Annotated in this window: 22 protein-coding genes; 6 read left to right on the top strand and 16 right to left on the bottom strand. The window is 72.8% G+C overall.

From position 1 onward, the window contains the following. Positions 1 to 12 precede the first annotated feature (12 nt). The 6 genes from EDD54_RS00825 to EDD54_RS00850 all read left to right on the top strand — a co-directional run bounded on the left by EDD54_RS00825 (position 13) and on the right by EDD54_RS00850 (position 6184). On the top strand, positions 13 to 951 hold the full coding sequence (locus EDD54_RS00825) for a choline/ethanolamine kinase family protein (protein WP_126537473.1): 939 nt from the start codon (positions 13 to 15) through the stop codon (positions 949 to 951). Positions 952 to 1065: 114 nt separating this feature from the next. Then, positions 1066 to 1824, top strand: a complete 759-nt coding sequence (locus EDD54_RS00830; protein WP_245515606.1) for an ABC transporter ATP-binding protein — start codon at positions 1066 to 1068, stop codon at positions 1822 to 1824. Continuing rightward, positions 1821 to 3356, top strand: a complete 1536-nt coding sequence (locus EDD54_RS00835; RefSeq protein WP_126537469.1) for a permease — start codon at positions 1821 to 1823, stop codon at positions 3354 to 3356. The genes EDD54_RS00830 and EDD54_RS00835 overlap by 4 nt, the downstream gene beginning before the upstream one ends. Before the next feature lie 128 nt (positions 3357 to 3484). After that, positions 3485 to 4129, top strand: a complete 645-nt coding sequence (locus EDD54_RS00840) for a methyltransferase family protein (RefSeq protein WP_126537467.1) — start codon at positions 3485 to 3487, stop codon at positions 4127 to 4129. Between the two features lie 115 nt (positions 4130 to 4244). Then, a complete protein-coding gene (locus EDD54_RS00845; RefSeq protein ID WP_126537465.1) occupies positions 4245 to 5426 on the top strand; it encodes an aminotransferase in 1182 nt (393 codons plus the stop codon). A 53-nt stretch (positions 5427 to 5479) separates the two neighbouring features. Continuing rightward, positions 5480 to 6184 (top strand): SDR family NAD(P)-dependent oxidoreductase, encoded by a 705-nt coding sequence (locus tag EDD54_RS00850; protein WP_165644470.1) that lies wholly within the window; start codon positions 5480 to 5482, stop codon positions 6182 to 6184. A gap of 13 nt (positions 6185 to 6197) precedes the next feature. Here the strand turns inward: EDD54_RS00850 and EDD54_RS00855 are convergent, their stop codons facing one another. From EDD54_RS00855 to EDD54_RS00930, 16 genes are all read right to left on the bottom strand, one after another. Beyond that, positions 6198 to 7013 (bottom strand): creatininase family protein, encoded by an 816-nt coding sequence (locus tag EDD54_RS00855; RefSeq protein ID WP_126537461.1) that lies wholly within the window; start codon positions 7011 to 7013, stop codon positions 6198 to 6200. A 36-nt stretch (positions 7014 to 7049) separates the two neighbouring features. Then, positions 7050 to 8564, bottom strand: a complete 1515-nt coding sequence (locus tag EDD54_RS00860) for a class I adenylate-forming enzyme family protein (RefSeq protein WP_165644469.1) — start codon at positions 8562 to 8564, stop codon at positions 7050 to 7052. 88 nt (positions 8565 to 8652) lie between these two features. Beyond that, the gene (locus tag EDD54_RS00865) at positions 8653 to 9762 is read right to left on the bottom strand and encodes a L,D-transpeptidase family protein (protein ID WP_245515607.1); all 1110 of its coding nucleotides are present in this window, start codon (positions 9760 to 9762) and stop codon (positions 8653 to 8655) included. 406 nt (positions 9763 to 10168) lie between these two features. Next, positions 10169 to 11155: an ABC transporter ATP-binding protein gene (locus EDD54_RS00870; protein WP_126537459.1), complete on the bottom strand. Its 987-nt coding sequence runs from the start codon at positions 11153 to 11155 to the stop codon at positions 10169 to 10171. Next, a complete protein-coding gene (locus tag EDD54_RS00875; protein ID WP_126537457.1) occupies positions 11152 to 12186 on the bottom strand; it encodes an ABC transporter ATP-binding protein in 1035 nt (344 codons plus the stop codon). The genes EDD54_RS00870 and EDD54_RS00875 overlap by 4 nt, the downstream gene beginning before the upstream one ends. 5 nt (positions 12187 to 12191) lie before the next feature. Further along, positions 12192 to 13163, bottom strand: a complete 972-nt coding sequence (locus EDD54_RS00880; RefSeq protein ID WP_126537455.1) for an ABC transporter permease — start codon at positions 13161 to 13163, stop codon at positions 12192 to 12194. A gap of 4 nt (positions 13164 to 13167) precedes the next feature. Then, entirely contained in the window at positions 13168 to 14190 is a 1023-nt protein-coding gene (locus EDD54_RS00885; protein WP_126537452.1) for an ABC transporter permease, read from the bottom strand. Between the two features lie 139 nt (positions 14191 to 14329). Further along, positions 14330 to 16015, bottom strand: coding sequence for an ABC transporter substrate-binding protein (locus tag EDD54_RS00890; RefSeq protein WP_126537450.1), 1686 nt, complete (start codon positions 16013 to 16015; stop codon positions 14330 to 14332). A 168-nt stretch (positions 16016 to 16183) separates the two neighbouring features. Continuing rightward, entirely contained in the window at positions 16184 to 17083 is a 900-nt protein-coding gene (locus tag EDD54_RS00895) for a proline iminopeptidase-family hydrolase (protein ID WP_126537448.1), read from the bottom strand. Next, positions 17080 to 17727, bottom strand: coding sequence for an ANTAR domain-containing response regulator (locus EDD54_RS00900; RefSeq protein WP_208112133.1), 648 nt, complete (start codon positions 17725 to 17727; stop codon positions 17080 to 17082). The genes EDD54_RS00895 and EDD54_RS00900 overlap by 4 nt, the downstream gene beginning before the upstream one ends. Then, positions 17727 to 18872: a transporter substrate-binding protein gene (locus EDD54_RS00905; RefSeq protein ID WP_126537446.1), complete on the bottom strand. Its 1146-nt coding sequence runs from the start codon at positions 18870 to 18872 to the stop codon at positions 17727 to 17729. The genes EDD54_RS00900 and EDD54_RS00905 overlap by 1 nt, the downstream gene beginning before the upstream one ends. 269 nt (positions 18873 to 19141) lie before the next feature. Continuing rightward, positions 19142 to 20515 (bottom strand): FGGY-family carbohydrate kinase, encoded by a 1374-nt coding sequence (locus EDD54_RS00910; RefSeq protein ID WP_126537444.1) that lies wholly within the window; start codon positions 20513 to 20515, stop codon positions 19142 to 19144. Positions 20516 to 20535: 20 nt separating this feature from the next. Next, on the bottom strand, positions 20536 to 20868 hold the full coding sequence (gene rhaM, locus EDD54_RS00915) for an L-rhamnose mutarotase (RefSeq protein ID WP_281008702.1): 333 nt from the start codon (positions 20866 to 20868) through the stop codon (positions 20536 to 20538). A 14-nt stretch (positions 20869 to 20882) separates the two neighbouring features. Next, positions 20883 to 21896 carry an ABC transporter permease gene (locus EDD54_RS00920; RefSeq protein WP_126537442.1) on the bottom strand — a complete coding sequence of 338 codons (1014 nt, stop codon included), beginning with the start codon at positions 21894 to 21896 and terminating at the stop codon, positions 20883 to 20885. Further along, on the bottom strand, positions 21893 to 22876 hold the full coding sequence (locus tag EDD54_RS00925; protein ID WP_126537440.1) for an ABC transporter permease: 984 nt from the start codon (positions 22874 to 22876) through the stop codon (positions 21893 to 21895). Before EDD54_RS00925 ends, EDD54_RS00920 begins: the two co-directional genes overlap by 4 nt. A 280-nt stretch (positions 22877 to 23156) precedes the next feature. Further along, a complete protein-coding gene (locus EDD54_RS00930) occupies positions 23157 to 24689 on the bottom strand; it encodes a sugar ABC transporter ATP-binding protein (RefSeq protein WP_126537438.1) in 1533 nt (510 codons plus the stop codon). Positions 24690 to 24698: the final 9 nt, after the last annotated feature.

Raw genomic sequence — 24698 nt, forward strand, 5'->3', positions numbered from 1 at the left:
GGGGAGAGGGCGATGGCGGACGACATCATCGGAACCGACGAGGCCGAGGCGCTCGCGACCTTCGGCGGCCTCGGCCTCGTGCCGGCGGGAACGCCGGCGACGGCGCGCCGGCTCGGCGGCCTGACCAACCGGGTGTTCCGGATCGAGGCCGGCGGCACCGCCTTCTGCCTGCGCCTCGCCGGCGCCGGCACCGAGGAGTACATCGACCGCGGGCGCGAGGCCGAGATGGCCCGGCTCGCCGCCGCGGCCGGCGTCTCGCCCGAGGTCCTCGCCGTCGACCCCGCCACCGGCGTGATGGTGACCCGCTTCCTCGACGGCGTCGCCACCATGACGCCGGCCGGCTTCGCGGACCGCGCCGGCGCCCCGGCCCGGGCGGGACGGGTGTTCCGCCAGCTCCACGATGGCGCGGCGGCGTTCCCGTCGCGCTTCGAGCTGTTCCAGATGATCGACGACTATCTCCGCATCCTGTCGACGAAAACCGTCGACCTGCCCGAGGGCTACTTCGACGTCCTGAAGGAGGCGGAGACCGTCAAGGCCGCGCTCTCGGCCCGGCCGCTGCCGCTGGCGTCCTGCCACTGCGACCCGCTCTGCGAGAACTTCCTCGACACCGGCGAGCGCATGTGGCTGGTCGACTGGGAATACGGCGGCACCAACGACCCGATGTGGGACCTCGGCGACCTCTCGGTCGAGGGCGCCTTCTCGCCCGAACAGGACGAGGAGATGCTGGCGGCCTATTTCCCCGCTGGCCCGACGCCGGCCGAGCGCGGCCGCATGGTGATCTACAAGGCGATGTGCGATCTCCTGTGGACGCTCTGGGGCCTGATCCAGCACGCCAACGGCAACCCCGCCGACGACTTCGCCGCCTACGCCGCCGGCCGCTTCGCCCGCTGCCGGGCGCTGATGGCGACGACGGACTTCGCCGGCCACGTCGCCGCCGTGGCACGAGGCTGAGCGGGGCCGGCTCGGGTCGCCCCCGGCTTTCCGCGGCCGCGTTCACCCCGCTTCAACCGCCGGGCGCTAGCCTGTCCGCATCCTCCTCGGATGGCGGTGGGAGCCGAACTCGGCATGCGGGACGTCGCGGCACTGGAACTCGTGGGCCTGTCGAAGACCTTCGTCCGCCCGGCGGTGGCCGGGCTGGACCTCACCGTACGCGCCGGCGAGTTCTACGCCCTGCTCGGACCGAACGGCGCCGGCAAGACCACCACGCTGCGCATGGTCGCCGGACTGTTGCGGCCCGACGCCGGCACCGTCCGTGTCTGGGGCCACGACGCGCTCGCGGATCCGATCGCCGCCAAGCGGATCATGGCGTGGATCCCCGACGAGCCGATGATCTACGACAAGCTGACGCCGCTGGAATATCTCGCCTTCGTCGCCGGGCTCTGGAGCGTGCCGAACGCGGAGGCCGAGCGGCGCGCCGCCGAGCTCCTCGACCTGCTCGGCCTCGACCCCCACGCCGACGAGCGCTGCGAGGGCTTCTCCAAGGGCATGCGCCAGAAGGTTGCGCTCGCCGGTGCGCTGATCCACGACCCGCGCCTGATCATCCTCGACGAGCCGCTGACCGGCCTCGACGCCGCCGCCGCCCGCCTCGTCAAGGACGTGCTGCGCGCCCGCGTTCGCGCCGGCGCCACCATCATCATGACCACCCACATTCTCGAGGTCGCCGAGCGGATGGCCGAGCGCATCGGCGTCATCGCCGGCGGCCGGCTGATCGCCGAGGGTACGCTCGAGGAACTCCGCGAGCGCGCCGGCCGCTCCGGCTCGACGCTGGAGGAGGTGTTCCTCGCGCTCGTCGCCGGCGAGGGCGCCGCGAGGGAGGCGGCGTGAGCGCCGGTTCGACCCTCGTCCGCTTCGCCCGCCACGAGGCGCGGCTCGCCTGGCGCGACTGGCTCGGCATGATGTCGGGCAACCGGACCGGCCGCGAGCGCGCGGCTATCCTCGGCGTCGCGCTGTTCATGCTCGCCCTCCACGTCATGGCCTACGGCATGGTTGGCGACTTCGCCCGCTTCGCCGACAACCTCGACACCCACGACCGGCTGGTCGTGACCGGCGCCGCCTTCTTCACCTTTGCACTGATGCTGGCGCAGGCGCTGGAATCGGTCACCCGCGTGGTCTACGGCCGCGCCGATCTCGACCTGATCGCCTCCTCGCCGGCGCCGCTGCCGACCGTGTTCGCGCTGCGCGCCGGCATCGCCGCGATCTCGACGACGACGATGACCGTGATCATCGTCGGCCCCTTCGTCGACGCGCTGGCGCTGCGCGGCGGCGCGCGCTGGCTCTCCGCCTACGGTGTCGTCGCGGCGATGGGGCTGGCGGCGGCGACGGTCGCGATCGCGATCACGCTGGCGCTGCTGCGCTTCGTCGGCCCGCGCCGGACCCGCACGGCCGCCCAGATCGCGGCCGCTATCATCGGCGCCGGCTTCGTGATCGGCGCACAGGCGATCGGCATCTTCGCCTACGGCGAGATGGGACGGTTCTCGATGTTCCGCTCGCCGGCCCTGCTCGAGGCCGTGCCCGGACCGGACAGCCTCCTGTGGTGGCCGGCGCGCGCCGCCATGGGCGACGTCGCGGCGCTCGCCGGCGCGCTGGTCGGCGCCGTGGCGGTGTTCGCGCTCGCCGTCGCGGTCGCCGCGCCGCGTTTCGCCCGCTACGCCGTGGTCGTGGCGGGGACGCAGGTCGACGGCGTGCCGACCGGCCGCGCCGCGGCGCGCCGGCCTTTGAAGGCGCGCAGCGCCGCCGGCTACCTCCGCGCCAAGGAACTGCGCCTGCTCGGCCGCGATCCCTGGCTGATCTCGCAGACGCTGATGCAGGTGCTCTACCTGATCCCGCCGGCGCTGATGCTGTGGAAGGGCTTCGGCAGCGACGAGGACGCACCGGTGATGCTGGCGCCGATGGTCGCGATGGCGGCGGGCCAGCTCGCCGGCGGCCTCGCCTGGCTGGCCGTCTCCGGCGAGGACGCCCCCGACCTCGTCGCGACCGCGCCGATCGGCTTCGCCGCGGCGATCCGCGCCAAGATCGAGGCGGTGATGATGGCCGTCGCCGTGCCGGTGGCGCCGCTGCTCCTCGGCTTCGCGCTGGTCGACCCCTGGGTCGCCGCGGTGGCGGCGGCGGGCGTCGCGCTGTCGGCCGCCTCGGCGACGGCGATCCAGTTCCTGTTCCGCAAGGCCGCCAAGCGCAGCCACTTCCGCCGCCGCCAGACCGCCTCGCGCGTCGCCACCTTCGCCGAGGCGTTCTCCTCGATCTCCTGGGCGGGCGCCACCGGCCTCGCCGCGGCGTCGTCGTGGTACGCGGTCGCGCCCGCCGGCTTCGCCGCCGCGGTGCTGGCGCTCGCCTGGGCGGTCAGCCCGCGCCACCCCTGATCCCCCCGGGCCGATCCGCGCCAACGGATCGGCCCCGGACGGCCGCCCTTGCGGATCGCCTCGCGACTGTCGAAGATCGGGACGACGACGGCTTTCGGGAGCCCTTGTCGATCGTTCGGGAGATCGACGTGTCGTTCGAGGACTTCGTGCGGGCGTTCGTAGCCTGCTACTTCATCTTCGTCGCGCTGCACTACACGGCGCGGCTGTCGGGCCTGCGCGCCCGACGCGGCTTCCCGCATGCGCCGGTCGGGCCGTGGCGGAGCGCCAACGGGCTGAACCAGATCGTGTTCCGGCTGTTCCGGGCGGCGATCCTGGGACTGATGACACTACGCGTCTTCGTGCCGGCGACCGACGTCTTTCTCGGCGCGCTGCCGGTGCTCGAGACGGACGCTGTCCGCGCGGTCGGCTTCGTGGCGATGTGCGCGGGGCTGGCGGTCGCCGACCACGCCCATTCCTACCTCGCCGACGAATGGCGCTCCGGCACCGCGGCGCGGGCCGCCGATGTACTGGTGACCGACGGGCCCTATGCCCGCTCGCGCAATCCGATCTTCACCGGCGTGCTGATCGGGCAGGCCGGCCTGTTCCTGGCGGCGCCGTCGCTGTTCACGCTCGCCTGCCTCGCCATCGGCGCAGCCGTGATCCTGCGGCAGGTCGGCGTCGAGGAGCGCACCCTCGCCGGCCGCTTCGGGGGACGCTACGCCGCCTATCGCGCGCGCGTGCCGCGCTGGGGAGCGGTGGGGATGGCCGCGCGCGGGGTGACGGAGAGGCGCTGATCGGCCGCCTTGTCGCCCCGGCGGCGGGCCTCTATCGTCGCGCCGAACCGCCCGCGCCGGGCGACGCGACCCGGGCCGCCGGTCCGGATCGGCCCCCACGGAAGACGCCCCCTCGATGAAGCCGACCAACCCGATCTTCACCGGCCTGCCCACCACCATCTTCGAGGTGATGTCCCGCCTCGCGGTGGAGACCGGGGCGATCAACCTCGGCCAGGGCTTTCCCGACGTCGACGGCCCCGAGGAGATCCGCCGCGCCGCGGCCGACGCGCTGATGGCCGGGCCGAACCAGTATCCCTCGATGATGGGCATCCCCGAACTGCGTCGGGCGGTGGCGGAGAGCAACCGGCGCTTCCACGGCCTCGACGTCGACTGGCAGAGCGAGGTGATGGTGACCTCCGGGGCGACCGAGGCGATCTGCGATTCGATCCTCGGACTGGTCTCGCCCGGCGACGAGGTCGTGCTGATCGAGCCGCTCTACGACTGCTACCTGCCGATCGTGCGACAGGCCGGCGGCATCCCGAAGCTGGTGCGGATCGCGCCGCCGACCTGGACGATCGACCCGGACCAACTCGCCGCCGCCTTCTCCGACCGCACCAAGGCGATCGTGATCAACACGCCGATGAACCCGGCCGGCAAGGTGTTCACCGAGGCGGAGCTGCAGCTGATCGCCGACCTCTGCCAGAAGCACGACGCCTACGTGATCGCCGACGAGGTCTACGAGCACCTCGTCTACGACGGCCGCCGCCACCTCTCGCCGATGGCGCTGCCGGGCATGCGCGAGCGCGTCGTCCGGATCGGCTCGGCCGGCAAGACCTTCTCGCTGACCGCCTGGAAGATCGGCTACGTCACCGCTCCGCCGCACCTCCTGGCGCCGATCGCCAAGGTGCACCAGTTCGTCACCTTCACGACCCCGCCCGACCTCCAGGCCGCCGTCGCCCGCGGCCTCCGGCTCGGCGACGATTATTACGAGGGCTTCGCCGCCGGCCTCGCCGCCAAGCGCGACCGCCTCTCGGCCGGGCTCGCCGACCTCGGCTTCGAGGTGCTGCCGAGTGCCGGCACCTATTTCGTCACCACCGACGTCGGCCCGCTCGGCATCGCCGACGACCGCGAGGCCTGCCTGACCATGACGCGGGAGGCCGGCGTCGCCGCCGTGCCGGTCTCGGCCTTCTACGCCTCCGACCCGCCGACCAACTACATCCGCTTCTGCTTCTGCAAGCGCGACGAGGTGCTCGACGAGGCGCTCGAACGGCTTGGCAGGTGGTTGAAAACCGGTCGGAAATCCGCGGCGACCGGTTAGGATCGGCCGCCGGCGGGGGGCCGGCGATGATTCTCGGGAGGGCCGGGGCGCTCATGAACCGGGTCACGATGCTGGTCGGCGCGGCGGAACCGTTCGGGCGCGCCATCCTGTCCGCCCTGCTCGACGCCGGCGACACCGTCGCGGTGGTCGCCGTCGACGGCGAGGCGTCCGACGAGATCGAGACGGAGACCGACGGCCGCGCCGTCGCCTTCGCGGTCGATCCGACCGATCCGGAGAACGTGGCCGAGACCTTCGACGCGGTCGTCGACGCCATGGGCGCGCCGGGCGCGATGGTGCTGCTGGTCGAGGAGGCGCAGCCGGCCTGGCTGATCGACGGCGGGGCCGAAGGCGTCAACGCCGCCGTGCAGCACCGCATCGTCGCGCCGCTGACCATGGTCGCGCTCGCCGCCGAGCGCATGGAGGCCGGCGCCGCCATCGCGCTGGTGCTGCCCTCGACCGGCGCCCATTCGGTCGCCAAGGCGCTGACCGGGGCCACCCGCGGCGCGCTCGAGGGCTTCGTGCGCGGCGCCGCCACCGAACTCGCGGTCGCCGACATCCGGATCAACGCCGTGCTGACCGGGGCGGTCGACGCCGACGCCGGCGTGCGCCCGGTCCGCCGCACGCCGCTGTCGCGCCCGGCCGAGCCGGAGGACGTCGCCGCCGCGGTGCTGTTCCTGATCGCCGACGAGGCGCGCGGCGTCACCGGCGAATGCCTCGCCGTCGACGGCGGCGCCGGGGCGTCGCGGGCGGTGCCGTAGGATCGGCGCGCGCTCAGCCGCGGTCGAACCGCGTACGGCCGGTGAGGCGCGCCATGTCGAAGGCGGCGACGTCGGCGACGAGGCGGCGGAGGGCTTCGGCGGCGCGGGCGATCACCGCCTCGCCCTTGGCGGCGGTGGCGGCCGAGGCGTCGCCGCAGACGCCGGCGGGGTGGAGGTCCTGGGCCTGCCAGCCGAACCCGACCCGGCCCTCGGCGGTGAGCGCGCTGCCGGAACGCTCGATCTCGACCGTCAGCGGCACGAAGTTCTCGGCCCGGTCCATGGCGACGAGGTCGCCGTGGAGGGCGAGCATGACGCTGGTCTCGATGTCGCCGCCGTGGATGCCGTGCTCGATCTCGGCGGCGGGGAAGAGGTCGTCGACGGGCGTGATCCGGAACCACGAGCAGGCGACGGCGAGCAGGCCGAGCTCGACCCGGATCCGCCGACAGACGATGTCCATCAGCGCCATCTGACCGCCGTGGGCGTTGAAGAACAACAGCTTGCGCGCCCCGGCCCGCGCCACCGAGGCGGCGATCTCGAACCAGACCGCGGCTAGCGTGTCGCCGGAGAGCGTCAGCGTGCCCGGGAAGGCGAGGTGCTCGTCCGACTTGCCGTAGGGCATCTGCGGCAGCACCAGCACGTCGGCGCCCTCGGGCAGGCCGTCGAGCGCGGCGGCGAGCAGGCCGGCGCCGATCGCGGCGTCGACCCGGACCGGCAGGTGCGGCCCGTGCTGCTCGACGGCGGCGACGGGGAAGATCACCACGGTGTTCGAGAGGTCGCGGGCGGAAAAGTCGGCGGTGGACAGGTCCCACCAGGCGAAGGAGCGGGTCATCGTGTCTCCGGTGTCTCGGCCGGGCGGGTGGGGGTGTCAGCCGCCCGCGGTCTCGGCCAGCGTCGCCTTGGCGATCTTGCCGGTCGGCGTCGTCGGAAGCTCGGCGGCGACGCGGATCTCGAGCTTGGCGAGGTCGTAGGGCAGCTTCGGCGCGATCGCGGCGGCGAGGGCGGCGGTGTCGAGCACCGCGCCGGCGCGGGCGGTGACGAAGGCGACCGGTCGGGTGCCGTCCGGCCCCGTCAGGCCGACGAGCGCGGCGAGCAGCACGCCGGGCTCGGCGGCGAGCGCCTCCTCGACGTCGCGCGGGAACCAGTCGACGCCGTCGACGGTGACGAGTTCGGAGCGGCGGCCGCGCATGGTGACGAAGCCGTCGGCGTCCATCGAACCGAGGTCGCCGGAGCGCAGCCAGCCGCCACGAGTCGCCTCGGCGGTCTTCTCCGGCTTGCCCCAATAGCCGGCCATGAAGCCGCCGCGCAGCGAGATCTCGCCGACGCGCCCCAGCGCGGCCGGTTCGTCGGCGGAGGTGAGGATCGCCACCTCCTTGTCCGGCAGCGGCGGGCCGACGCGCATCAGGCGGTCGTCGTCGGGCTCGAGCTCGGGAAAGCCGAGGGCGAAGAAGCCGCCGAGCTCGCTCTGGCCGTAGCTCTCGACCAGCGGCAGCTTCAGCACGTCGCGGAAGGCGCGCTTCAGCGTCGGCGGCACCGGTCCGCCGCCGGAGAGGCCGAAGCGCAGCGGCGAAGGCAGGCGGCCGCGCGCCTCCGATTCCTCGAGCAGTTCCGTCAGCACCACCGGATTGCCGACGAACATGGTGGCTTGCGTTGCGGCGAGGGCGTCCCAGCCGGCCTGCTGCGTCCAGCGGCCCATGACGTTGACGGTGGCGCCGACCGCGAGCTGCGGCAACAGGTTGGCGACCAGCTGGTAGGACGACGACAGCGCCGTCGGCCCGAAGGAGCGGTCGTCGGCGCGGATGCGCAGGCGCTCGCCGATCACCCGGCAAGCGGTCACCGTCGGTTCGTGGGCGAGGCAGGCGCCCTTCGGCCGGCCGGTGGTGCCGGAGGTGTAGGAGAGGTGGGCGACCGCATCCGGACGGCCGGGATCGGCGGGGGCGGCGAGGCCGGCGGCCATCAACTCGGGCAGCGACACCGCGCCCTCCTGTGGCCCGTCCATGCAGATCAGCCGGGCGTCGAGACCGGCCGCCGCCACCGCGGCGCGGACCGGGTTGGCCATGTCGTGGGTGTAGACGATCACCGTCGGGGCGTGGTCGCCGACGTAGTAGGCGAGGTCGTCGGCGTAACGGACGTTGACCAGCGCCGAGATGGCGCCGAGCCGCCACGCCCCGAGCATGGCGACGAGATAGTCGAGGCCGTTGTGGGCGAACACCAGCACGCGGTCGCCCGGGCGGACGCCGAGGTCGGCGAGGCCGCCGGCCATCGCCTCCATGGCGGCGACGGCCTCGGCGTAGGTGGCGGTGCGCTGGCGGTCGACCCAGCGGAAGGCGACGCGGTCCGGCGTGCGCGCGGCGCTCGCCTCGAGCAGGCGGTGCATCAGCATGGTGCGGCCGGGTCCCCTCCCTGGGTGTCGTTCGGGAGAGAGTGCCGCCGTTCGCCCGCGCCGTGAACCGGGCGGGCGTCGATAGAGGCTATTGGCCCGCCGTTATGGCCGGCGCGACGGCGGCCGCCGCCGCGGTGGTGGTGGCGGCGACCGAGCCGGTCAGGGTGGCGTCGACCGGGGGCGGCAGCAGGCCGGGCACGTAGGGATCGGCGAGGGCGGCCTCGGGGCGGCTCACGGGCGCGCGTTCCGACGTCAGCTTGGCGAGCTTGCGCGCGCCGTCGCGCTCCAGGATCTCGCGGAAGCGCGGGTGCATGCCGCCGTCGACGTAGGACATCGCCGGCAGCACCGGATAGGACGCCGCGACGGTGGCGACGGCGGCGTCGTCGCGCGCCTGCTTGGCGGCGACGGCGGCGGCGACCGCGGGGTCGGTCTCGAGCGCCGGGCAGGCGGCGAGCGGGTCGAAGTCGCGGCCGACGTTGGGGGCGTCGAAGACGTAGCGGCGGCCGCACCAGCCGACCGTCGGCTCGCGCCGGGTCACCTCGAAGACGTCGGCGCCGTCCTTGAGGGTGCGCCAGAACGGCATGTTGGGGTCGTCGCGGTGGAGGGCGAGGTTCACCGGCGTCATCCGGAACGGCAGCGCCTGGACCTGGAACGCCTCCTGCCCGCCGCGGAACGCCTCGCGCGCCACCACGTAGATCTCCGCCGCCGCCTCGTCGGTGACGGCGTAGCAGCCGGACGACGAGCAGGCGCCGTGGATCATCAGCGCCGCGCCCTGGAAGCCTTGAGCGGCCTCGAGCCGGTTGGGGAAGCCGAGATTGAAGGAGAGGTAATAGCGGCTGTCCGGGTTCATCTGCCGGCGGGAGATCGCGTAGAAGCCTTCCGGCGTCTGCCGGTCGCCCTCGAAGCGCTTCGGCCCGAGCTTCCCGGACCAGCGGCAGATCGGGTAGGTCTTCAGGAGCGCGTAGCGGCCGGTGCGGTCCTTCTTCCAGAGCTCGAGCTCGCTCTCCTGCTTGAACACGCGGATCAGGATCGGCGCCGTCTCGGCCATGCCGAGCCGCGCCATCTCGCTCCTGAGCGCGGAGGGGATCGGCTGGATCGAGCGTTCGGCCTGGTCGATGTCGTAGAGCGTCGAGCAGGCGGCGGTCGCGAACGCGACGAGGAGCGCGGCGATCGCGCGTTTGCCCGGAACCGGTCTCAAGGATGGCAACCCCGAATCAGAGGTCCGCACTCTACGGGAAACTGTGCCCTAAGTTGGGCGGGGTGGGGAGGGTGGTGGGATACGGATGGGGGGGAAGGGGGGCCTCGGGAGCCCGCCGTCTTCATCCTTCCCCTCCAGGGGAAGGTGGCCCGGAGGGCCGGAAGGGGTCGGGGTTCCGTGGGGCGGACGTTGGACGTTGGACGTCGGCGGGCGGAACGGCCGGCTCCGCCGTCCGTCGCGACCCCTTCCGCCTCGCTCCGCTCGGCACCGCCGGCCTCGGAGTCGCTTGCCTCCTCGGCGTTCGGCTTCGCCTCACCCCCCGAGGGGAAGGATGAAGGGGCAGAGCGGAAGGACGCGTTGCGCCCTTTCCGGATGCCGATACCGTCGCGCCGGCGCGCTCTTCCCATCACCCCGGCAGATGACACGCCACCGCGCGGCCGTCGGCGCGCGGCGTCAACGCCGGCCGGTCGGTGCGGCAGCGGTCGAAGGCCTTGGGGCAGCGGGTGGAGAAGGCGCAGCCGGGGGGCGGGGCGAGCGGGCTCGGCAGGTCGCCCTGGAGCAGGATGCGCGGGCGGACCGGTCCCTTGGCGCGGCGGGCCTGCGGGATCGCCGACACCAGTGCCTCGGTGTAGGGGTGCGCGGGCGCGCCGAACACGGCGGTGGTGTCGCCGGTCTCGACGATGCCGCCGAGATACATCACCGCGACCCGGTCGGCGACCTGACGGACGACGCCGAGGTCGTGGGCGATGAAGACGTAGGTGAGGCCGAGCCGTTCGCGCAGGTCCGCGAACAGGTTGACGATCTGCGCCTGCACCGAGACGTCGAGCGCCGACACCGGCTCGTCGGCGACGATCAGCTCCGGCTCGACCGCGAGCGCCCGGGCGATGCCGATGCGCTGGCGCTGGCCGCCGGAGAACTCGTGCGGGTAGCGGTCGAGATAGGCGGCCGGCAGGCCGACGAGGTCCATCAGCTCGTCGAGGCGGGCCGGGATCTCGCGGCGCGGCCGGAGGCCGTGGACGGCGAGCGGCTCGCCGATCAGGTCGCGCACGGTGCGGCGCGGGTTCAGCGAGGCGGACGGGTCCTGGAAGATCATCTGCATCCGCCGGCGCACCGGCGCGAGGGCGCGGCCGTCGGCGCGGGCGATGTCGACGCCGTCGAACAGGATCTCGCCGGCGGTGACGTCGTAGAGCCGGGTCAGGCAGCGCCCGAGCGTCGACTTGCCCGAGCCGGACTCGCCGACGAGGCCGAGGGTGTCGCCGCGGCGGACCGCGAGCGAGACGTTCTCGACCGCGTGGACGGTGCGGCCCGAGCCGGGCACGAAGCTGCGGCCGACGACGTAGCGCTTGGTGAGGTTGCGGGCCTCGAGCAGGGGGCGGACGGCGGTGTCGGTCACCGGGCGGTCTCCCAGTCGGGCAGGACGAGGCGGCGGGCGTCGGGGCGCGCGGCCGGCTCGATGTGGCAGCGGACGGCGTGACCGGAGCGCGCCAGCGGCGGCACGGTGGCGTCGCAGGGGGCGAAGCGGAAGCGGCAGCGCGGGGCGAAGCCGCAGCCGGGCGGCTGGTTGGCCGGCGTCGGCGGCAGGCCGGGGATCGAGGCGAGCCGGCGCGGCCGGGCGCCGTCGATCGGCGGAATCGAGGCGATCAGGCCCCAGGTGTAGGGGTGCGAGGGATTGCCGAAGATCTCGTCGCGCGTGCCGCTCTCGACGATGCGGCCGGCGTACATCACGATGACCCGGTCGGCGACCTCGGAGACGACGCCCATGTCGTGGGTGATCAGCACGATCGCCGAACCGAAGTCGCGGCGCAGCCGGACGATCAGGTCGAGCACCTGCGCCTGCACGGTGACGTCGAGCGCGGTGGTCGGCTCGTCGGCGACCAGCAGCGCCGGGCTGCAGGACAGCGCCATCGCGATCACCGCGCGCTGGCGCATGCCGCCGGAGAGCTGGTGCGGGTAGCGGCCGAAGGCCTCGGCCGGGTTCGGCAGGCCGACGGCGTCGAGCAACTCGATCGCCCGCCGCTTCGCCGCGGCGGCGGAGACACTCTCGTGGGTGCGGATCTGCTCGACGATCTGCCAGCCGACGGTGTGCACCGGCGTCAGCGCCGTCATCGGATCCTGCGAGATCAGCGCGATCTCCTTGCCGCGGATGCGCCGGAGCGCCCGGTCGGGCAGGCCGAGGACGTCGCGGCCGCGGAAGGTGACGGCGCCCTCGACCGTGGTCGTGCGCCGGTCGGTGAGGCCGAGCACGGACAGCATCGACACCGTCTTGCCGGAGCCGGACTCGCCGACGATCGACAGGATCTCGCCCGGCTTGACGGCGAAGGAGACGTCGCGGATCGCGGTGACGCGGCCGCGGTCGGTGGCGAAGGAGACGGTCAGCCCCTCGACGGCGAGGAGGTCGGGGGCGGCGGGGTCTTGCGCGGCCATCGCTCTCAGCCCTCCCGCGTGCGCGGGTCGACCGCGAGGTAGACGAGGTCGACCGCCGCGTTGGCGACCACCACGAAGAACGAGGCGTAGAGCACGGTGGCGAGGATCATCGGCAGGTCGAGGCTGAGGAGGGCGAGATAGGTCAGCCGCCCGACGCCGTTGAGGCCGAACACCACCTCGGTGAGGAGGGCCGAGCCGCCGACCAGCACACCGAAGTCGAGGCCGAACATGGTGATGAACGGGATCATCGAGGTGCGCAGCGCGTGGCGGAGCATCACCCGCGCCGGCCCGAGGCCCTTGGCGCGGGCGGTGCGCACGAAGTCCTCCTGGTAGGCCTCGACGAGGTTGGCGCGCAGCACCCGGCCGTAGATGCCGACGTAGAGGGCGGCGAGCGTGAACCAGGGGATCACCAGCGTCCTGAACCAGCCGGCGGGATCCTCGGAGAACGGCTTGTAGCCGAGCGCGGGCACCCAGGAGAACATCCAGGTGTCGTGCAGGCGCGACTGCGACAGGAGGTTCATCACCTCGCCGAGCCAGAACACCGGCATCGAGACACCGACGAGGGCGACGATCATCAGCGTCTTGTCGACCCACGTGCCGGCGGTGGCGGCGGTGACGACGCCGAGCAGGATGCCGCCGATCACCCAGATCACCGCCGCGCCGGCGACCAGCGACAGCGTGATCGGGGCGGCGTCCATCACCAGCGGGATCACCCGCTGGCCGCGGTTGACGAAGGAGGTGAGATCCTGCGTCACGAACAGGCGCCGCATCATCGAGACGTATTGCACCGGCAGCGGGCGGTCGAAGCCGAAGTCGCGGCGGACCTGCTCGACCGTCTCGGGCGCGGCGTTGCGGCCGGCGATGCGGGCGGCGGGGTCGGAGCCGGGGGTGGCGAAGAAGATCAGGAACACCACCACGGAGATGCCGAACATCACGAAGACCATCTCGGCGAGGCGGCGGATCAGGCTGACGATCATGGGGTCACCGCGGCCGGAGCTTGGAGCGGGGATCGAAGGCGTCGCGGACGCCGTCGCCGAGCACGTTGAGGGCGAGCACCGTGACGACGATGGCGATGCCCGGGGCGAGCGACACCGCGGGCCGGGAGTAGAGCAGGCCCTGGCCCTCCTGGATGATGGTGCCCCAGGAGGCGTCCGGCGGCTGCACGCCGATCGACAGGAACGACAGCGCCGATTCCGTGACGATGTTGAGCGCCATCATCAGCGGCACGAACACGATCAGCGTGGTCGAGACGTTGGGCAGGATGTCCTTCACCAGGATGCGCCGGCGCGGGATGCCGAGGCCGACCGAGGCGAGCACGAACTCCGAGCGCTTCAGCGTCAGCACCTGACCGCGGATCGGCCGGGCGACATAGGGCACGTAGATCACGCCGATGATCAGGATCGGCAGCATCAGGCTGTTCGAGGCGATCGTGATCGGCCCGATGGTGAGGCCGCCGTTGATCAGCACGATCGAGAGCGAGATCGCCAGCAGGTAGACCGGAAAGGCCCAAAGGACGTCGAGCAGGCGCGACAGCACGAGGTCGACCGCGCCGCCGAAGAAGCCGGCGGTGACGCCGACCAGCGCGGCGAGGAACAGGCAGAGCGCGGTGGCGCTGCCGGCGATCAGGAGCGAGTTGCGGCCGCCGTAGAGGAGGCGCGCGGCGACGTCGCGGCCCTGGCTGTCGGCGCCGAGCAGGTAGCGCGGGCCCCAGGTCGGCCCGATCGGGGTGACGCCGAGGCCGAGGCCCTCGGTGGAGCGCTCCATCACCGGCACCTTCTTGCCGCCGATCTCGATCTTGGCGCTCAGGGTCGAGCGGAAGGGGTCGGTGCCGGAGACGTGGCGGGCGTAGAGCGGCGCGGCGAGCACGGCGAGCACGATCAGGACCAGCACGACGGCGGCGCCGATCGCGGCGTGGTCGGCGAGGAGCTTGGCCCGGGCGCGGGCCCACGGGCCGTCCGGGCGATCGGACCCGGCGGTGGCGGGCGGGAGGGGGATGTCGGTCATCTCGGATCCGGGCGGGGCGCGGTCGGCGGGCGGGTCCGGCGCGGGGCGCCGCGCCGGCCTCGGGTGTCACGGGATCCCGGCTGGCCGGGATACCCGCGGGATCCCGAGTCTTCGGGATCCCGCGCGCGGAGCGTGGCCGTCACTTCACCCAGACGTTGGCCAGGATCATGTAGAACTGGCTCGAGAACATGTAGTTGCCGACGCGGGACGACACGAAGTCGACGCGCTTCGGGGTGAACAGCGGGGCCATCGGCGCGGCGTCCATGAAGGCCTGGTCGATCTTGGTCCACTCGGCGTAGGACGCCTCGGGATCGGTCACGGCCAGCTCGAGCGCCGCCTTCATGCGGGCGTCGAGGTCCTTGTTGCAGTAGCCGGAGATGTTTATCGAGGCGTCGGCGCCCGGGGTGAAGGACGCGCAGCTGAGCAGGATGTTCAGGAAGTTCGAGGGCTGCGGATAGTCCTGGTACCACTGGCTGATCGACATCTGCACCTTGTTGTTGGTGTTCTGGATGTAGGTGAACTGGATGTTCGACGAGATCGGCTTGACGGCGGCCTTGTAGCCGAGGTCGCCGAGCACGGTCTGCAGGTAGGTGCCGATCGCCTTGGAGACGGCGGTGTCCTCGGTGACGATGGTCACCTCCTGGCCGGCGGTGCCGGATTCCTCGACCAGCGCCTTGGCCTTGTCCATGTCCGGGCCGGACCACTCGGAACCGGGGTCGGTGGTGTACTGGCAGACGGGCTCGTGGCCCGGCATGTTCGGCGGCAGGATCTGGCAGACCGGCTGGGCGAGCACGGGGCCGCCGAACAGGTCGACGATCGCCGAGCGGTCGATCGCGTAGTTGACCGCCTGCCGCACCCGCGCGTCGTTGAACGGCGCGAGGTTGGTGTTCATCGGCGCGTACCAGAACGCCATCAGCGGGTTGACGTGGACCTGGGCGGCGTAGGTGGTGCCGAGCTCGTTGAGGCGGTCGGCCGGCGGCGGGTCGAACAGCCAGTCGGCCTGACCGTTCTGGATCGCGGTGATCGCCGCCTCCTCGGTGAGGCCGAAGTCGTAGTCGATCTCGTCGACGAAGCCGTCGGGCTGGGCCGCCTCGCTCCACTCCTTGAAGTACGGGTTGCGGACCAGCTTCATGCGCTGGTTCGGATCGTAGGACTGGATCATGTAGGCGCCGGTGCCCGGGATCGGGTCGGTGCCGACGTCCTTGGCCGGGGCGTCCGCCGGCAGGATCGCGGCGTGCGGCACGGCGAGCTTGTAGAGGAACTCGGAGTCGGGCGCGGTCAGGGCGATCGTGACGGTGCCGGCGGCGGCGTCGGCGGTGACGCCCTCGAGCTTGCAGTCGGCCGGAGCGGACAGGCAGGCGTCGGCGCCGACGATGCCGTTGTAGAAGGTACCGGCGGTCGGGCCGGAGACCTTGAAGATGCGCCGGAGCGAGGCGACGACGTCGTCGGGGGTCAGGTCCTTGCCGTTGGAGAACTTGACGCCCTTGCGGATCTTGAAGGTCCAGGTCTTGCCGCCGTCGGTCGGGGTCGGGATCTCTTCGGCCAGACTCGGCACCAGCTTGAAGGCACCCGGGCCGGCGACGCGGCTGAAGTTGACCAGACCGTCGTAGGCGAGCTGGTAGATCTGCCAGTTCTTCAGGGTGTAGTTGATGTGCGGATCGATCGTGCCCTCGGCCGCGACCGTGACGAGGCGGAGCGTGCCGCCGCGGTGCGCGGCCATGTCGGCGGCGCGGTCGGCGAGGGCGGTGGTCGAGAAGAGGGCGGTGGCGGCCAGCGCCGTCAGGGCGCCGAGGAGGGGCTTGGCGTATCGCTTCGTCAGGGACATGCGGTCGATCCTTCGTGCTTCGGTCGAGGGCTGGCGGGTGTCTTGCCTGTCTCGTGAACTCCGGATTTGTCGGGCGTTCGCGAGGTTTCGGCCTTGCGGCCGGCGCCCGGTCGGGCGCTTCTCGCCCGCGACGCCCCGACCACGGGTCGGAGCGTCGCGGGCTCGGGGTCAGGTGCGGGCGTCGATCTCGTCGAGGAAGGCGGAGACGGTGGCGATGCAGGCCTCCTTCTCCTCGAGATGCGGCATGTGGCTGGACTGCTCGAAGATGGTCCAGCGCACGTCGGGGATGCGGTCGGCAAAGGGCTGCACGGTGGCCGGCGTCGCCTCGTCGAAGCGGCCGGAGACCAGCAGCGTCGGCACCGCGATCGCGTCGAGGCGGTCGACGATGGTCCAGTCGCGCATGGTGCCGATGACGTAGAACTCGTTCGGCCCGTTCATGGTGTGGTAGACGGTCGGGTCCTTCTCGAGCCACGCCTCCATCCGCGCGACGTCGTCGGGCTTCGGCTTCACCCGGCAGACGTGGCGGTCGTAGAAGACGTCGGCGGCGGCCTTGTACTCCGCGCTCGAGGTGGTGCCGGCGGCCTCGTGGGCGAGCAGGGTGGCCTGCACCTCCGGCGGCAGTTCGGCGCGCAGGCGGTTCGCCTCCGAGATCCAGAGCTCCATCGAGGCCGGCGAATTGGCGATCACCAGCGCCTTCAGGCCAGCGGGCCGGCGCACCGCGAACTCGGCGCCGAGCATGCCGCCCCAGGACTGGCCGAGCAGGTGGTAGGCGCCGCGGATGCCGAGGTGGTCGATCAGGTTGTTCAGTTCGGCGACGAAGAAGTCGACGGTCCAGAAGTCGCCGCCCTTCTCGGGCAGGTGGGTCGACTTGCCGTTGCCGACTTGGTCGTAGTGGATCACGGCGCGGCCGCTGTCGGCGACCAGCTTGTAGCTGTCGACGTAGTCGTGGGTGCAGCCGGGGCCGCCGTGGGCGACGATCAGCGGCGGCCGGCCGTTCTCGATGTCGCCGGTGATCCTGTACCACGTGAGGTAATCGCCGTAGGGGGCGAAGCCTTCGACCGTCTTCACGTCTTCTCTCCAGACCTTGCGGGGGCGGATGCGGTGCGGGTGGTGCGGCGCGCGGCGGCGCGGGCGCCGGCGGCGACGACGATCTCGGCCGCGTCCTCGAGGCCGATGCGCCGCTCCATGGCGAGCGCGCGCAGGCGGGCCATGGCGCCGGCCTCGTCGAGGCCGCCGGCCATCAGCGCGACGACCGCGCCGACGACCGCCGAGCGGCGGCCGAGCCGGTCGTCGAGCGCCGAGACCTCGGCGGCGCGGCGGCGGGCCTCGGCGAAATTCTCGGCGGCGATGGTGAGCGCGCTGAAGGTGCCGGCGGAGCCGACCGGCTTCAGGAGATGCGCGTGGAAGCGGTGGCCGAGCGCCCACTCGAGCCGGCCGGCGGCCTCGGAGCCGATCAGCGCGACCAGCGGCATCGGCGCGGCGCCGGGCGCCCACGGGAACTGGGCGTCGTGGCCGGTGTCGACGTCGAACAGCACGACGTCGGCGCGGATGTCCTCGGGCTCGAGCGCCGGCCACGCGACGCGGACCGTCAGGCCGAGGCGCTGGAGCTGGCGCTGGATCGTCTCGACCATCGGGTGGGGCGGGTGCAGCAGCACCGCGTGCCAGGACCTGAGCGGCGGCGTGGTCGGGGCGGGACGGGGACGACGGGCCATCAGTGGGTCACCCGGCGGCTGGCGCCGGCCCGGAGCGCGGCGGGGCGGTCCGGTCGGCGGTGGAGGAGGTAGGGGTCGGGCGCGATCGGCGGGAATTCGTGCAGCGTCTCGAAGCCGCCGGCGGCGTCGGCGCGCACCAGCAGCGGCGCGTGGACGGTGTGGGCGGTGACCGGATCGATCGCGACGGCGCCGAGCGGTGTCTCCCAGGTCTTCGCCATCACGGCCTTCTTGACCGCGTCCGGATCGTCGGTGCCGGCGAGGCGGATGCCCTCGGCCAGGAGTCGGACGGCGGTGTAGGCCGAGGCGAAGCAGGACGACGCCCGCCGCGGCGGCGCGAGGCCGGCGGCGATCGCGTCGGTCCAGGGCGAGGGCCGTCCGCCGAAGTGGACGCCCGCGATCAGCGTGCCGGCGACGGCGGGGCCGATCACCGCGGCGTCGGCCTCGGTGAGGTTGCAACTGGCGAGCGGCCGACGGCCGCCGGCGAAGGCGGGATCGGCGACGGCGAACTCGGCGTAGGCGCGGACGAAGGCGTGCGAGGACGGGCCGATCAGGCTCGACAGCACGAAGCTTGGCCGGCGTCGCGCGATCTCGGCGACCACCGGCGAAAAGTCGACGGTGCCGACCGGGATCGCGACCTCGCCGGCCGGCGTGCCGCCGACCTCCTCGACGAGGGCGCGGGCGATCCGGTTGATCTCCCAGCCCCAGACGTAGTCGGGCGCGACCAGCATCGGCGACGGGCCGTAGCGGCGGATGCACTCCTCGAGCAGCGGCACGACGTGCTGGTTGGCGGTAGCGCCGAGGTAGACGACGTTCTCGCTGCTCTCGTAGCCCTCGTAGGGGAAGGCGTACCAGAGCAGGCCGCGGTGGCGCTCGGCGACGGGGAGAACTTCCTTGCGGCTCGACGAGGTGATGGTGCCTACGACGTGGCGGCAGCCGGCCGGGCCGAACAGACCCTCCGCCGCCGGCGCGTAGGCGGCGACGTCGCCGGCGGGATCGGCGGCGGCGAGGGCGAGGCGGAATGGCAACGTCTGGTCGGCCTCGACCGCCGCGATCGCGTGGCGGGCGCCGTCGGCGGCCTCGCGGCCGAGCACCGCGTAGGGTCCCGCCTCCGAGAACAACATGCCGACGGGGATCGTGGTCCGCATCCAACTCACCTATCCGCGCCGCCCGAAACGCAAAGAGCCCCGCTGCCGCGCTGGTCGGGCGCGGTGACGAGGCTCGGTTGCCGGTCGGCGATCAGGGCCGTATGCGCGAAGCTTCCGCCCTCGGCCGGCCGGCGTCAAGGACGCCGCCTGGGCACGGCCGTGGGCAAGCTGCCCAATCGGCGGGCAAGTGCGCAGTTCGGTGCAATGGACGGGCGCGGCGGCGCCGTGGCTGCCGGGGCAGTCGCGGTGCGCGTCCGCGGCCACGGTGGTCAACCGACCCGGCGGCGCCACGTCGCGGCGTAGGCGTCGAGGTCGATTCCGGCGAGGTCCGGGGTCCGCTCGTCGGGCGGCAGGACGAGAGGATGGTCGCGGCCGAGGGCGAGCAGGGCGGCGCCGGCCGACGTGCCCGTGGTGCCGCCGCCGGCGACCACCGGCCGTCCGACCAGCCGTTGCAGCGCGGCGCGGAACAGGGCATTGCGCGTGAACGGGCCGTCGAGCACCACCGGCCCGGCGCCGCCGGCGACCGCGATCGCCTCGGCGGTCATCAGCGCGGCGTAGAGCGAGACGGCGGCGTTGCGCGCTCCCGGGGAGAGCGTGGCCGGGTCGTGCGACCAGCCGCCGGTCCGGTGCGGGAACGGGCCCGAACCGGCGACGAAGGACGGCAGCACCGTCACCGCCTCGGCGACGACGCGGGCGATCTCCTCCGCCGTCGGCTCGGCGGTGCCGCCGGGGTTCAGCAGGTCGAACTCGCGCCCGCCCATCCAGCGCGCCGACGGCACCGGGCGGCCGAAGGCGTCGACGTTGGCGAGGCCGTCGCGGGCGGGGTCGAGGCCGGCGACGTCGGCGCCGACGGCGAAGACGATCACCCAGGTGCCGGTGGAGACCACGGTGAACGGTGGCGTCCGCGCCATCAGGTGCGGCAGCAGCGATGCGTTGCTGTCGTGGATGCCGGAGATCACCGGCGTCGTGGGGGAAAGGCCGGTGCGGGCGGCGACGGCGGGCAGGATGGGGCCGGCGACGTCGAACGGGCTCGCGAGCGGCGGGAACAGGGACCGCCAGCCGCAGCGGTCGACCAGGGTGGAGAAGGCGCCGGCGGCGGGATTCCAGAGGTCGGTGTGGGCGCCGAGCGAGGTGGGCTCGCAGGCGAGGACCCCGGTGAGCCGCCACGTCCAGTATTGCGGACAGGTCAGGATGGCGCGCAAACGCGCGAAGGCGTCCGGAAAGCGCGTCTGCTGCCAGTGGATCTGGGCGCCGACGTTGAGGCCGCCGGGCAGGCGTGGCGAACCGGTCTCGGCGAAGGGCGGGCGGACGGCGTCGTAGGCCGCGGCGGTGTCGTCGGGCCCGGCGTCCTCGTAGACGAGCATCGGCAGGGCGAGGCCGTCGTCGCCGAGGAGCACGGCCGACGCGCCGTGGGTGGTGACGGTGACGGCGTCGACATCGTGGCCCTCGGCGACGGCGGCCGCGAGGGCGTCGAGCGCGAAGGCCCAGATCGCCTCGACGTCGAAGTGCCGGTAGGGCGGCCCGGCGATCTCGAGGTTGGGGGTGGTGTGCACGAACAGGTCGCGGCCGGCGACGACGTCGCGGACGACGACCTTGACGTTGGTGCGGCCGACGTCGAGCACGGCCACGCTGCGGGGCGCCATCCCGGGAAACTCCTGTCGGGTCAGTCCATGTGGAAGACGGTGACGAGCGGCACGGCGACGGGCTCGTCGTCCGGCTTCGTCTCCATGATGTCGGCCATGTGGGCCCACCAGCGCCGCATCACCGGATGGGCGGGCAGCGCGGCCATGCCGTGGTCGCGGCGGCGCCAGAGCACGCCGAACAGGAGGTCGGTCTCGCGGTCGAGGTGGATCGAGTAGTCCTCGACGCCGGCCTCGCGCAGGAGCGCGGCCAACTCCGGCCAGATCTCGTCGTGACGGCGGCGGTACTCGGCCTCCATGCCGGGATGGAGGCGCATGCGGAAGGCGTATTTCTCGTGGGTGGCGGGGTCGGGCACGGGCTCTGTCTCCGTCAATGGCCGGCGCCGGCGCCGCGGCGGCGGGCGATCCGGCCGGCCAGGATGGGAACGGCGATCACCGAGATCAGCATGACGCCGATCACGATCGACATCACGATGCCCGGCACGTTGAGGAGGCCGAGGCCGAAGGTGACGAGGCCCATCACGAAGGCGGCGATGGCGACGCCGAGGATCGAGCCGGAGCCGCCGAGGATCGACACGCCGCCGAGCACCACCATGGTGACGACCTCGAGCTCCCAGCCGACCGCGATCGAGGGACGGGTCGAGCCGAGGCGCGACGTCAGCATCACCGACGCCGCGCCGGCGGCGAGGCCGGTGCCGAGGAAGAGCAGGAACTTCACCCGCTCGACCTTCACGCCGGAAAAGCGGGCGGCGAAGGCGTTGTTGCCGATGGCGAACACCTGCCGGCCGAACACCGTGCCGTGCAGGATCACGCCGCCGACGACGGCGACGGCGAGGAAGGCTGCGAATTCGAAGGAGAACACCCACCAGACGTAGCCCTGGCCGAACCAGGCGAAGGCGGCGGGATAGCCCTTGTAGACCTGATCGCCGAGCACGACGAAGGAGAGGCCGCGGAAGAGGCTCATGGTGCCGATCGTGACCACGATCGAGGGCAGGCCAAACCTCGTGACGAGCAGGCCGTTGAAGGCGCCGCAGGCGAGGCCGACGCCGAGCCCGATCGCCACCAGCCCCGGCGCGCCGACGCCGGCCTGCGCCGCCGCGCCCATGGCGGTCGACGCCAGCGCGATGATCGCGGCGACCGACAGGTCGATCTCGCCGGCGATGATCAGGAAGGCCATGGCGACCGCGACGATCGCCTTCTCTGTGAAGTTGAAGGTCGCGTCGGAAAGGTTCCACGGATCGAGGAAATAGGGCGACGCGAGGCTGTTGGCGACGAAGATCGCGACGGCGACCGCGAACAGCAGCGCCTCCCAGCTCTTGAGGATCCGCTTGGCACCGCCGTCGAGGCGGTCTGGGATGACCCGGGGTGCGGGAACGTCGGTCATGCCACGGCTCCGGCTTCGCGCAAGATGATGCGGCCCTTGGCGCGCTCGGCGCGGGCGTTGATGGCGACGGCGGCGATGATGACCGCCCCCGAGATCGCCATCTGCCAGAACGGCGAGACGCCGACGACCGGCAGGGCGTTCTTGACGAGGCCGAGGAACAGCGCGCCGAGCACGGCGCCGGCCACCGAGCCGATGCCGCCGGCGATCGAGACGCCGCCGATCACGCAGGCGGCGACGACGTCGAGTTCGAAGCCGGCGGCGACGTCGACGTAGGCGACGGCGTAGCGGGCGACCCACAGGTAGCCGCAGGCGCCGGCGACGAGGCCGGACAGGCAGAAGGCGGCGAAGCGCGTACGGCCGACGTCGACGCCGGCGTAGACCGCGGCGGTCGGGTTGCCGCCGGTGGCGTAGAAGGCGCGGCCGAGCGCGGTGCGGGTGAACAGGACGAAGGCGGCGGCGATCGCCGCCAGCGCGATCCAGGACAGCACCGGCAGCCCGGCGATCACCACGCGCGGGGTGTCGAGGAAGGCCGGCGTCATCTCGTGGGCGTTGACCCAGGCGCCGCCGGAGACGACGAAGGCCATGCCGCGGTAGATCGTCAGCGTGCCGAGCGTGACGACGATCGGGGGAATGCCGAGCTTCCAGACCAGGAGGCCGTTGATCGCGCCGAGCGCGAGGCCGATGCCGAGCGAGACGAGCACCAGCAGCGCGAGCGGCAGCTCCGGATGGGCCTCGTTCAGCATCGCGACGACCATGCCGGTGAAGGCGAGGTTGGCGGCGACCGAGAGGTCGATCGAGCGCGTCAGGATCACCGCCGACTGGCCGAGCGCGAGCACGATCAGGATGGCGGTGTCGTTGAAGACGGCGGCGAGATTGCCCGGCGCCGCGAAGGCCGGGAAGCGCCACGTCACCGCGGCGACCAGCAGCGCGGTGGCGAGGAGCAAGAGGCTCTCGCGCCGGGCGAGGAGGGCGGCGATCATGCGGGGGCTCCGGGGCGGGCGACGGTTCCGGGGAAGGGGCGTGCGGTGGCCCCTCCCGTCGACTTGGTCCGCGCAGGCGGACCATCCACGAGGGTGACGGGTGCGGCGGTGTCCGGCCGGGCAGGCTCTCGGCCGTGACGTGGATGGTCCGCCCGCGCGGACCAAGCCGGAGAATGGAAAGGCGGGCGCGGGTGGTCCGCGTGGAGGGTCGCGCGACCCGCGAGCGTCCCGCCCGCGAGCGTCCCGCTCGGTGCCGTCCGGCCCGCCGGCGTCCTCGACGTCATGGCGCGGCCTCCGCGTTGCCGGTCGCGGCGGCGACGAGGATCTCGGGGGTGAGGCCGGCGCGGTCGTAGGTGGCGACCATGCGGCCCTCCTTCATCACGACGACGCGGTCGCTCATGCCGAGGATCTCCGGGATCTCGCTCGACACCATCAGCACCGCGAGCCCCTCGGCGGCGAGTTCGCCCATGAAGGCGTGCACGGCGGCCTTGGAGCCGATGTCGATGCCCTTGGTCGGCTCGTCGAGCACGATGACCTTGGGCCGCGTCGCCAGCCACTTGCCGATCACCACCTTCTGCTGGTTGCCGCCCGACAGCGTGCCGACCGGCTGGCTGAGCGAGGCGGCGCGCAGGTCGAGCCGGGCGGCGTAGGTGCGGGCGAGGGCGAATTCCTCGGCCGAGCGCAGGAAGCCGCGGCGGGCGGTGCGGGCGAGCGAGGGCAGCGAGATGTTCTCGACGATCGGCATCGCCGTGATCGCGCCGTGGCGGCCGCGCTCCTCCGGCACGTAGACGATGCCGGCTGCGATCGCGTCGGCCGGCGAGCGGATCGTCAGCGTCCGGCCGTCGAGGGCGACGGTGCCGCCGGAGGGACGGGTGACGCCGAACAGCGCCTGACAGAACTCCGAGCGCCCGGCGCCGACGAGGCCGTAGAGGCCGAGGATCTCGCCGCGGCGGAGCTCGAGCGAGATGCCGTCGAACTCGGTCGGATGACGGTAGCCCGCGACGGAGAGCACGGTCGGGCCGATCGCGACCTCGCGCTTGGGGAAGACCTGGGTGACCTCGCGGCCGACCATCATCCGGACGAGGTCGGCGTGGGAGACGTCGGCGAGGCGGCCGGCGCCGACGCGGCGGCCGTCGCGGAAGACGGCGTAGTCGTCGGCGATCCGCCTGAGCTCCTCGAACTTGTGGCTGATGAACAGGATCGCCTTGCCGCGGCTCTTCAGCCGCTCGATGATGCGGAAGAGGTCCTCGACCTCCTTGTGCGACAGCGCCGCGGTCGGCTCGTCCATGATGACGATGCGGGCGTCGACCGAGAGCGCGCGGGCGATCGCCACGAGGTGGCGCTGGGCGATCGAGAGGTCCTTCAGCCGCGTCCGCGGGTCGATGGCGGCGTCGATCGAATAGAGCAGGGCCGCGGCGCGGGCGTTCATCGCGCCCCAGGCGACGAGGCCGAGGCGGTTCTTCGGCGCGTGGCCGAGGAAGATGTTCTCGGCGACCGTGAGGTCGTCGAACAGCACGGTCTCCTGGTGGATCGCGGTGATGCCGGCGGCCTGCGCGGCCTCCGCGGTCGGCAGGACGCAGGGCGCGCCGTCGATCAGGATCTCGCCGGCGTCGGGCCGGTGGATGCCTGTGAGGATCTTGACCAGCGTCGACTTGCCGGCGCCGTTCTCGCCGATCAGCGCGGTGACGCGGCCGGGGCGCAGCTCCAGGGCCACGTCCGAGAGCGCGCGAACGCCCGGGAAGGCCTTGGAGATGCCGCGCATCTCCAGCACGGGCGCGGCGACGGTCGTCTCGGGGACGGGCATGGCGTTCATCGGTCGGAG

This window comes from Oharaeibacter diazotrophicus (assembly GCF_004362745.1).
GTDB lineage: Bacteria > Pseudomonadota > Alphaproteobacteria > Rhizobiales > Pleomorphomonadaceae > Oharaeibacter > Oharaeibacter diazotrophicus.

Excerpts from the sequence above, each read along its gene's own strand:
- EDD54_RS00860 (WP_165644469.1), bottom strand. The coding sequence starts at position 8,564 with ATGCTGATGCACCGCCTGCTCGAGGCGAGCGCCGCGCGCACGCCGGAC.
- EDD54_RS00885 (WP_126537452.1), bottom strand. The coding sequence starts at position 14,190 with ATGACCGACATCCCCCTCCCGCCCGCCACCGCCGGGTCCGATCGCCCG.
- EDD54_RS00875 (WP_126537457.1), bottom strand. The coding sequence starts at position 12,186 with ATGGCCGCGCAAGACCCCGCCGCCCCCGACCTCCTCGCCGTCGAGGGG.
- EDD54_RS00855 (WP_126537461.1), bottom strand. The coding sequence starts at position 7,013 with ATGACCCGCTCCTTCGCCTGGTGGGACCTGTCCACCGCCGACTTTTCC.
- EDD54_RS00890 (WP_126537450.1), bottom strand. The coding sequence starts at position 16,015 with ATGTCCCTGACGAAGCGATACGCCAAGCCCCTCCTCGGCGCCCTGACG.
- EDD54_RS00925 (WP_126537440.1), bottom strand. The coding sequence starts at position 22,876 with ATGATCGCCGCCCTCCTCGCCCGGCGCGAGAGCCTCTTGCTCCTCGCC.
- EDD54_RS00845 (WP_126537465.1), top strand. The coding sequence starts at position 4,245 with ATGAAGCCGACCAACCCGATCTTCACCGGCCTGCCCACCACCATCTTC.
- EDD54_RS00880 (WP_126537455.1), bottom strand. The coding sequence starts at position 13,163 with ATGATCGTCAGCCTGATCCGCCGCCTCGCCGAGATGGTCTTCGTGATG.
- EDD54_RS00920 (WP_126537442.1), bottom strand. The coding sequence starts at position 21,896 with ATGACCGACGTTCCCGCACCCCGGGTCATCCCAGACCGCCTCGACGGC.
- EDD54_RS00900 (WP_208112133.1), bottom strand. The coding sequence starts at position 17,727 with ATGGCCCGTCGTCCCCGTCCCGCCCCGACCACGCCGCCGCTCAGGTCC.
- EDD54_RS00850 (WP_165644470.1), top strand. The coding sequence starts at position 5,480 with ATGAACCGGGTCACGATGCTGGTCGGCGCGGCGGAACCGTTCGGGCGC.
- EDD54_RS00830 (WP_245515606.1), top strand. The coding sequence starts at position 1,066 with ATGCGGGACGTCGCGGCACTGGAACTCGTGGGCCTGTCGAAGACCTTC.
- EDD54_RS00905 (WP_126537446.1), bottom strand. The coding sequence starts at position 18,872 with ATGCGGACCACGATCCCCGTCGGCATGTTGTTCTCGGAGGCGGGACCC.
- EDD54_RS00930 (WP_126537438.1), bottom strand. The coding sequence starts at position 24,689 with ATGAACGCCATGCCCGTCCCCGAGACGACCGTCGCCGCGCCCGTGCTG.
- EDD54_RS00825 (WP_126537473.1), top strand. The coding sequence starts at position 13 with ATGGCGGACGACATCATCGGAACCGACGAGGCCGAGGCGCTCGCGACC.
- EDD54_RS00910 (WP_126537444.1), bottom strand. The coding sequence starts at position 20,515 with ATGGCGCCCCGCAGCGTGGCCGTGCTCGACGTCGGCCGCACCAACGTC.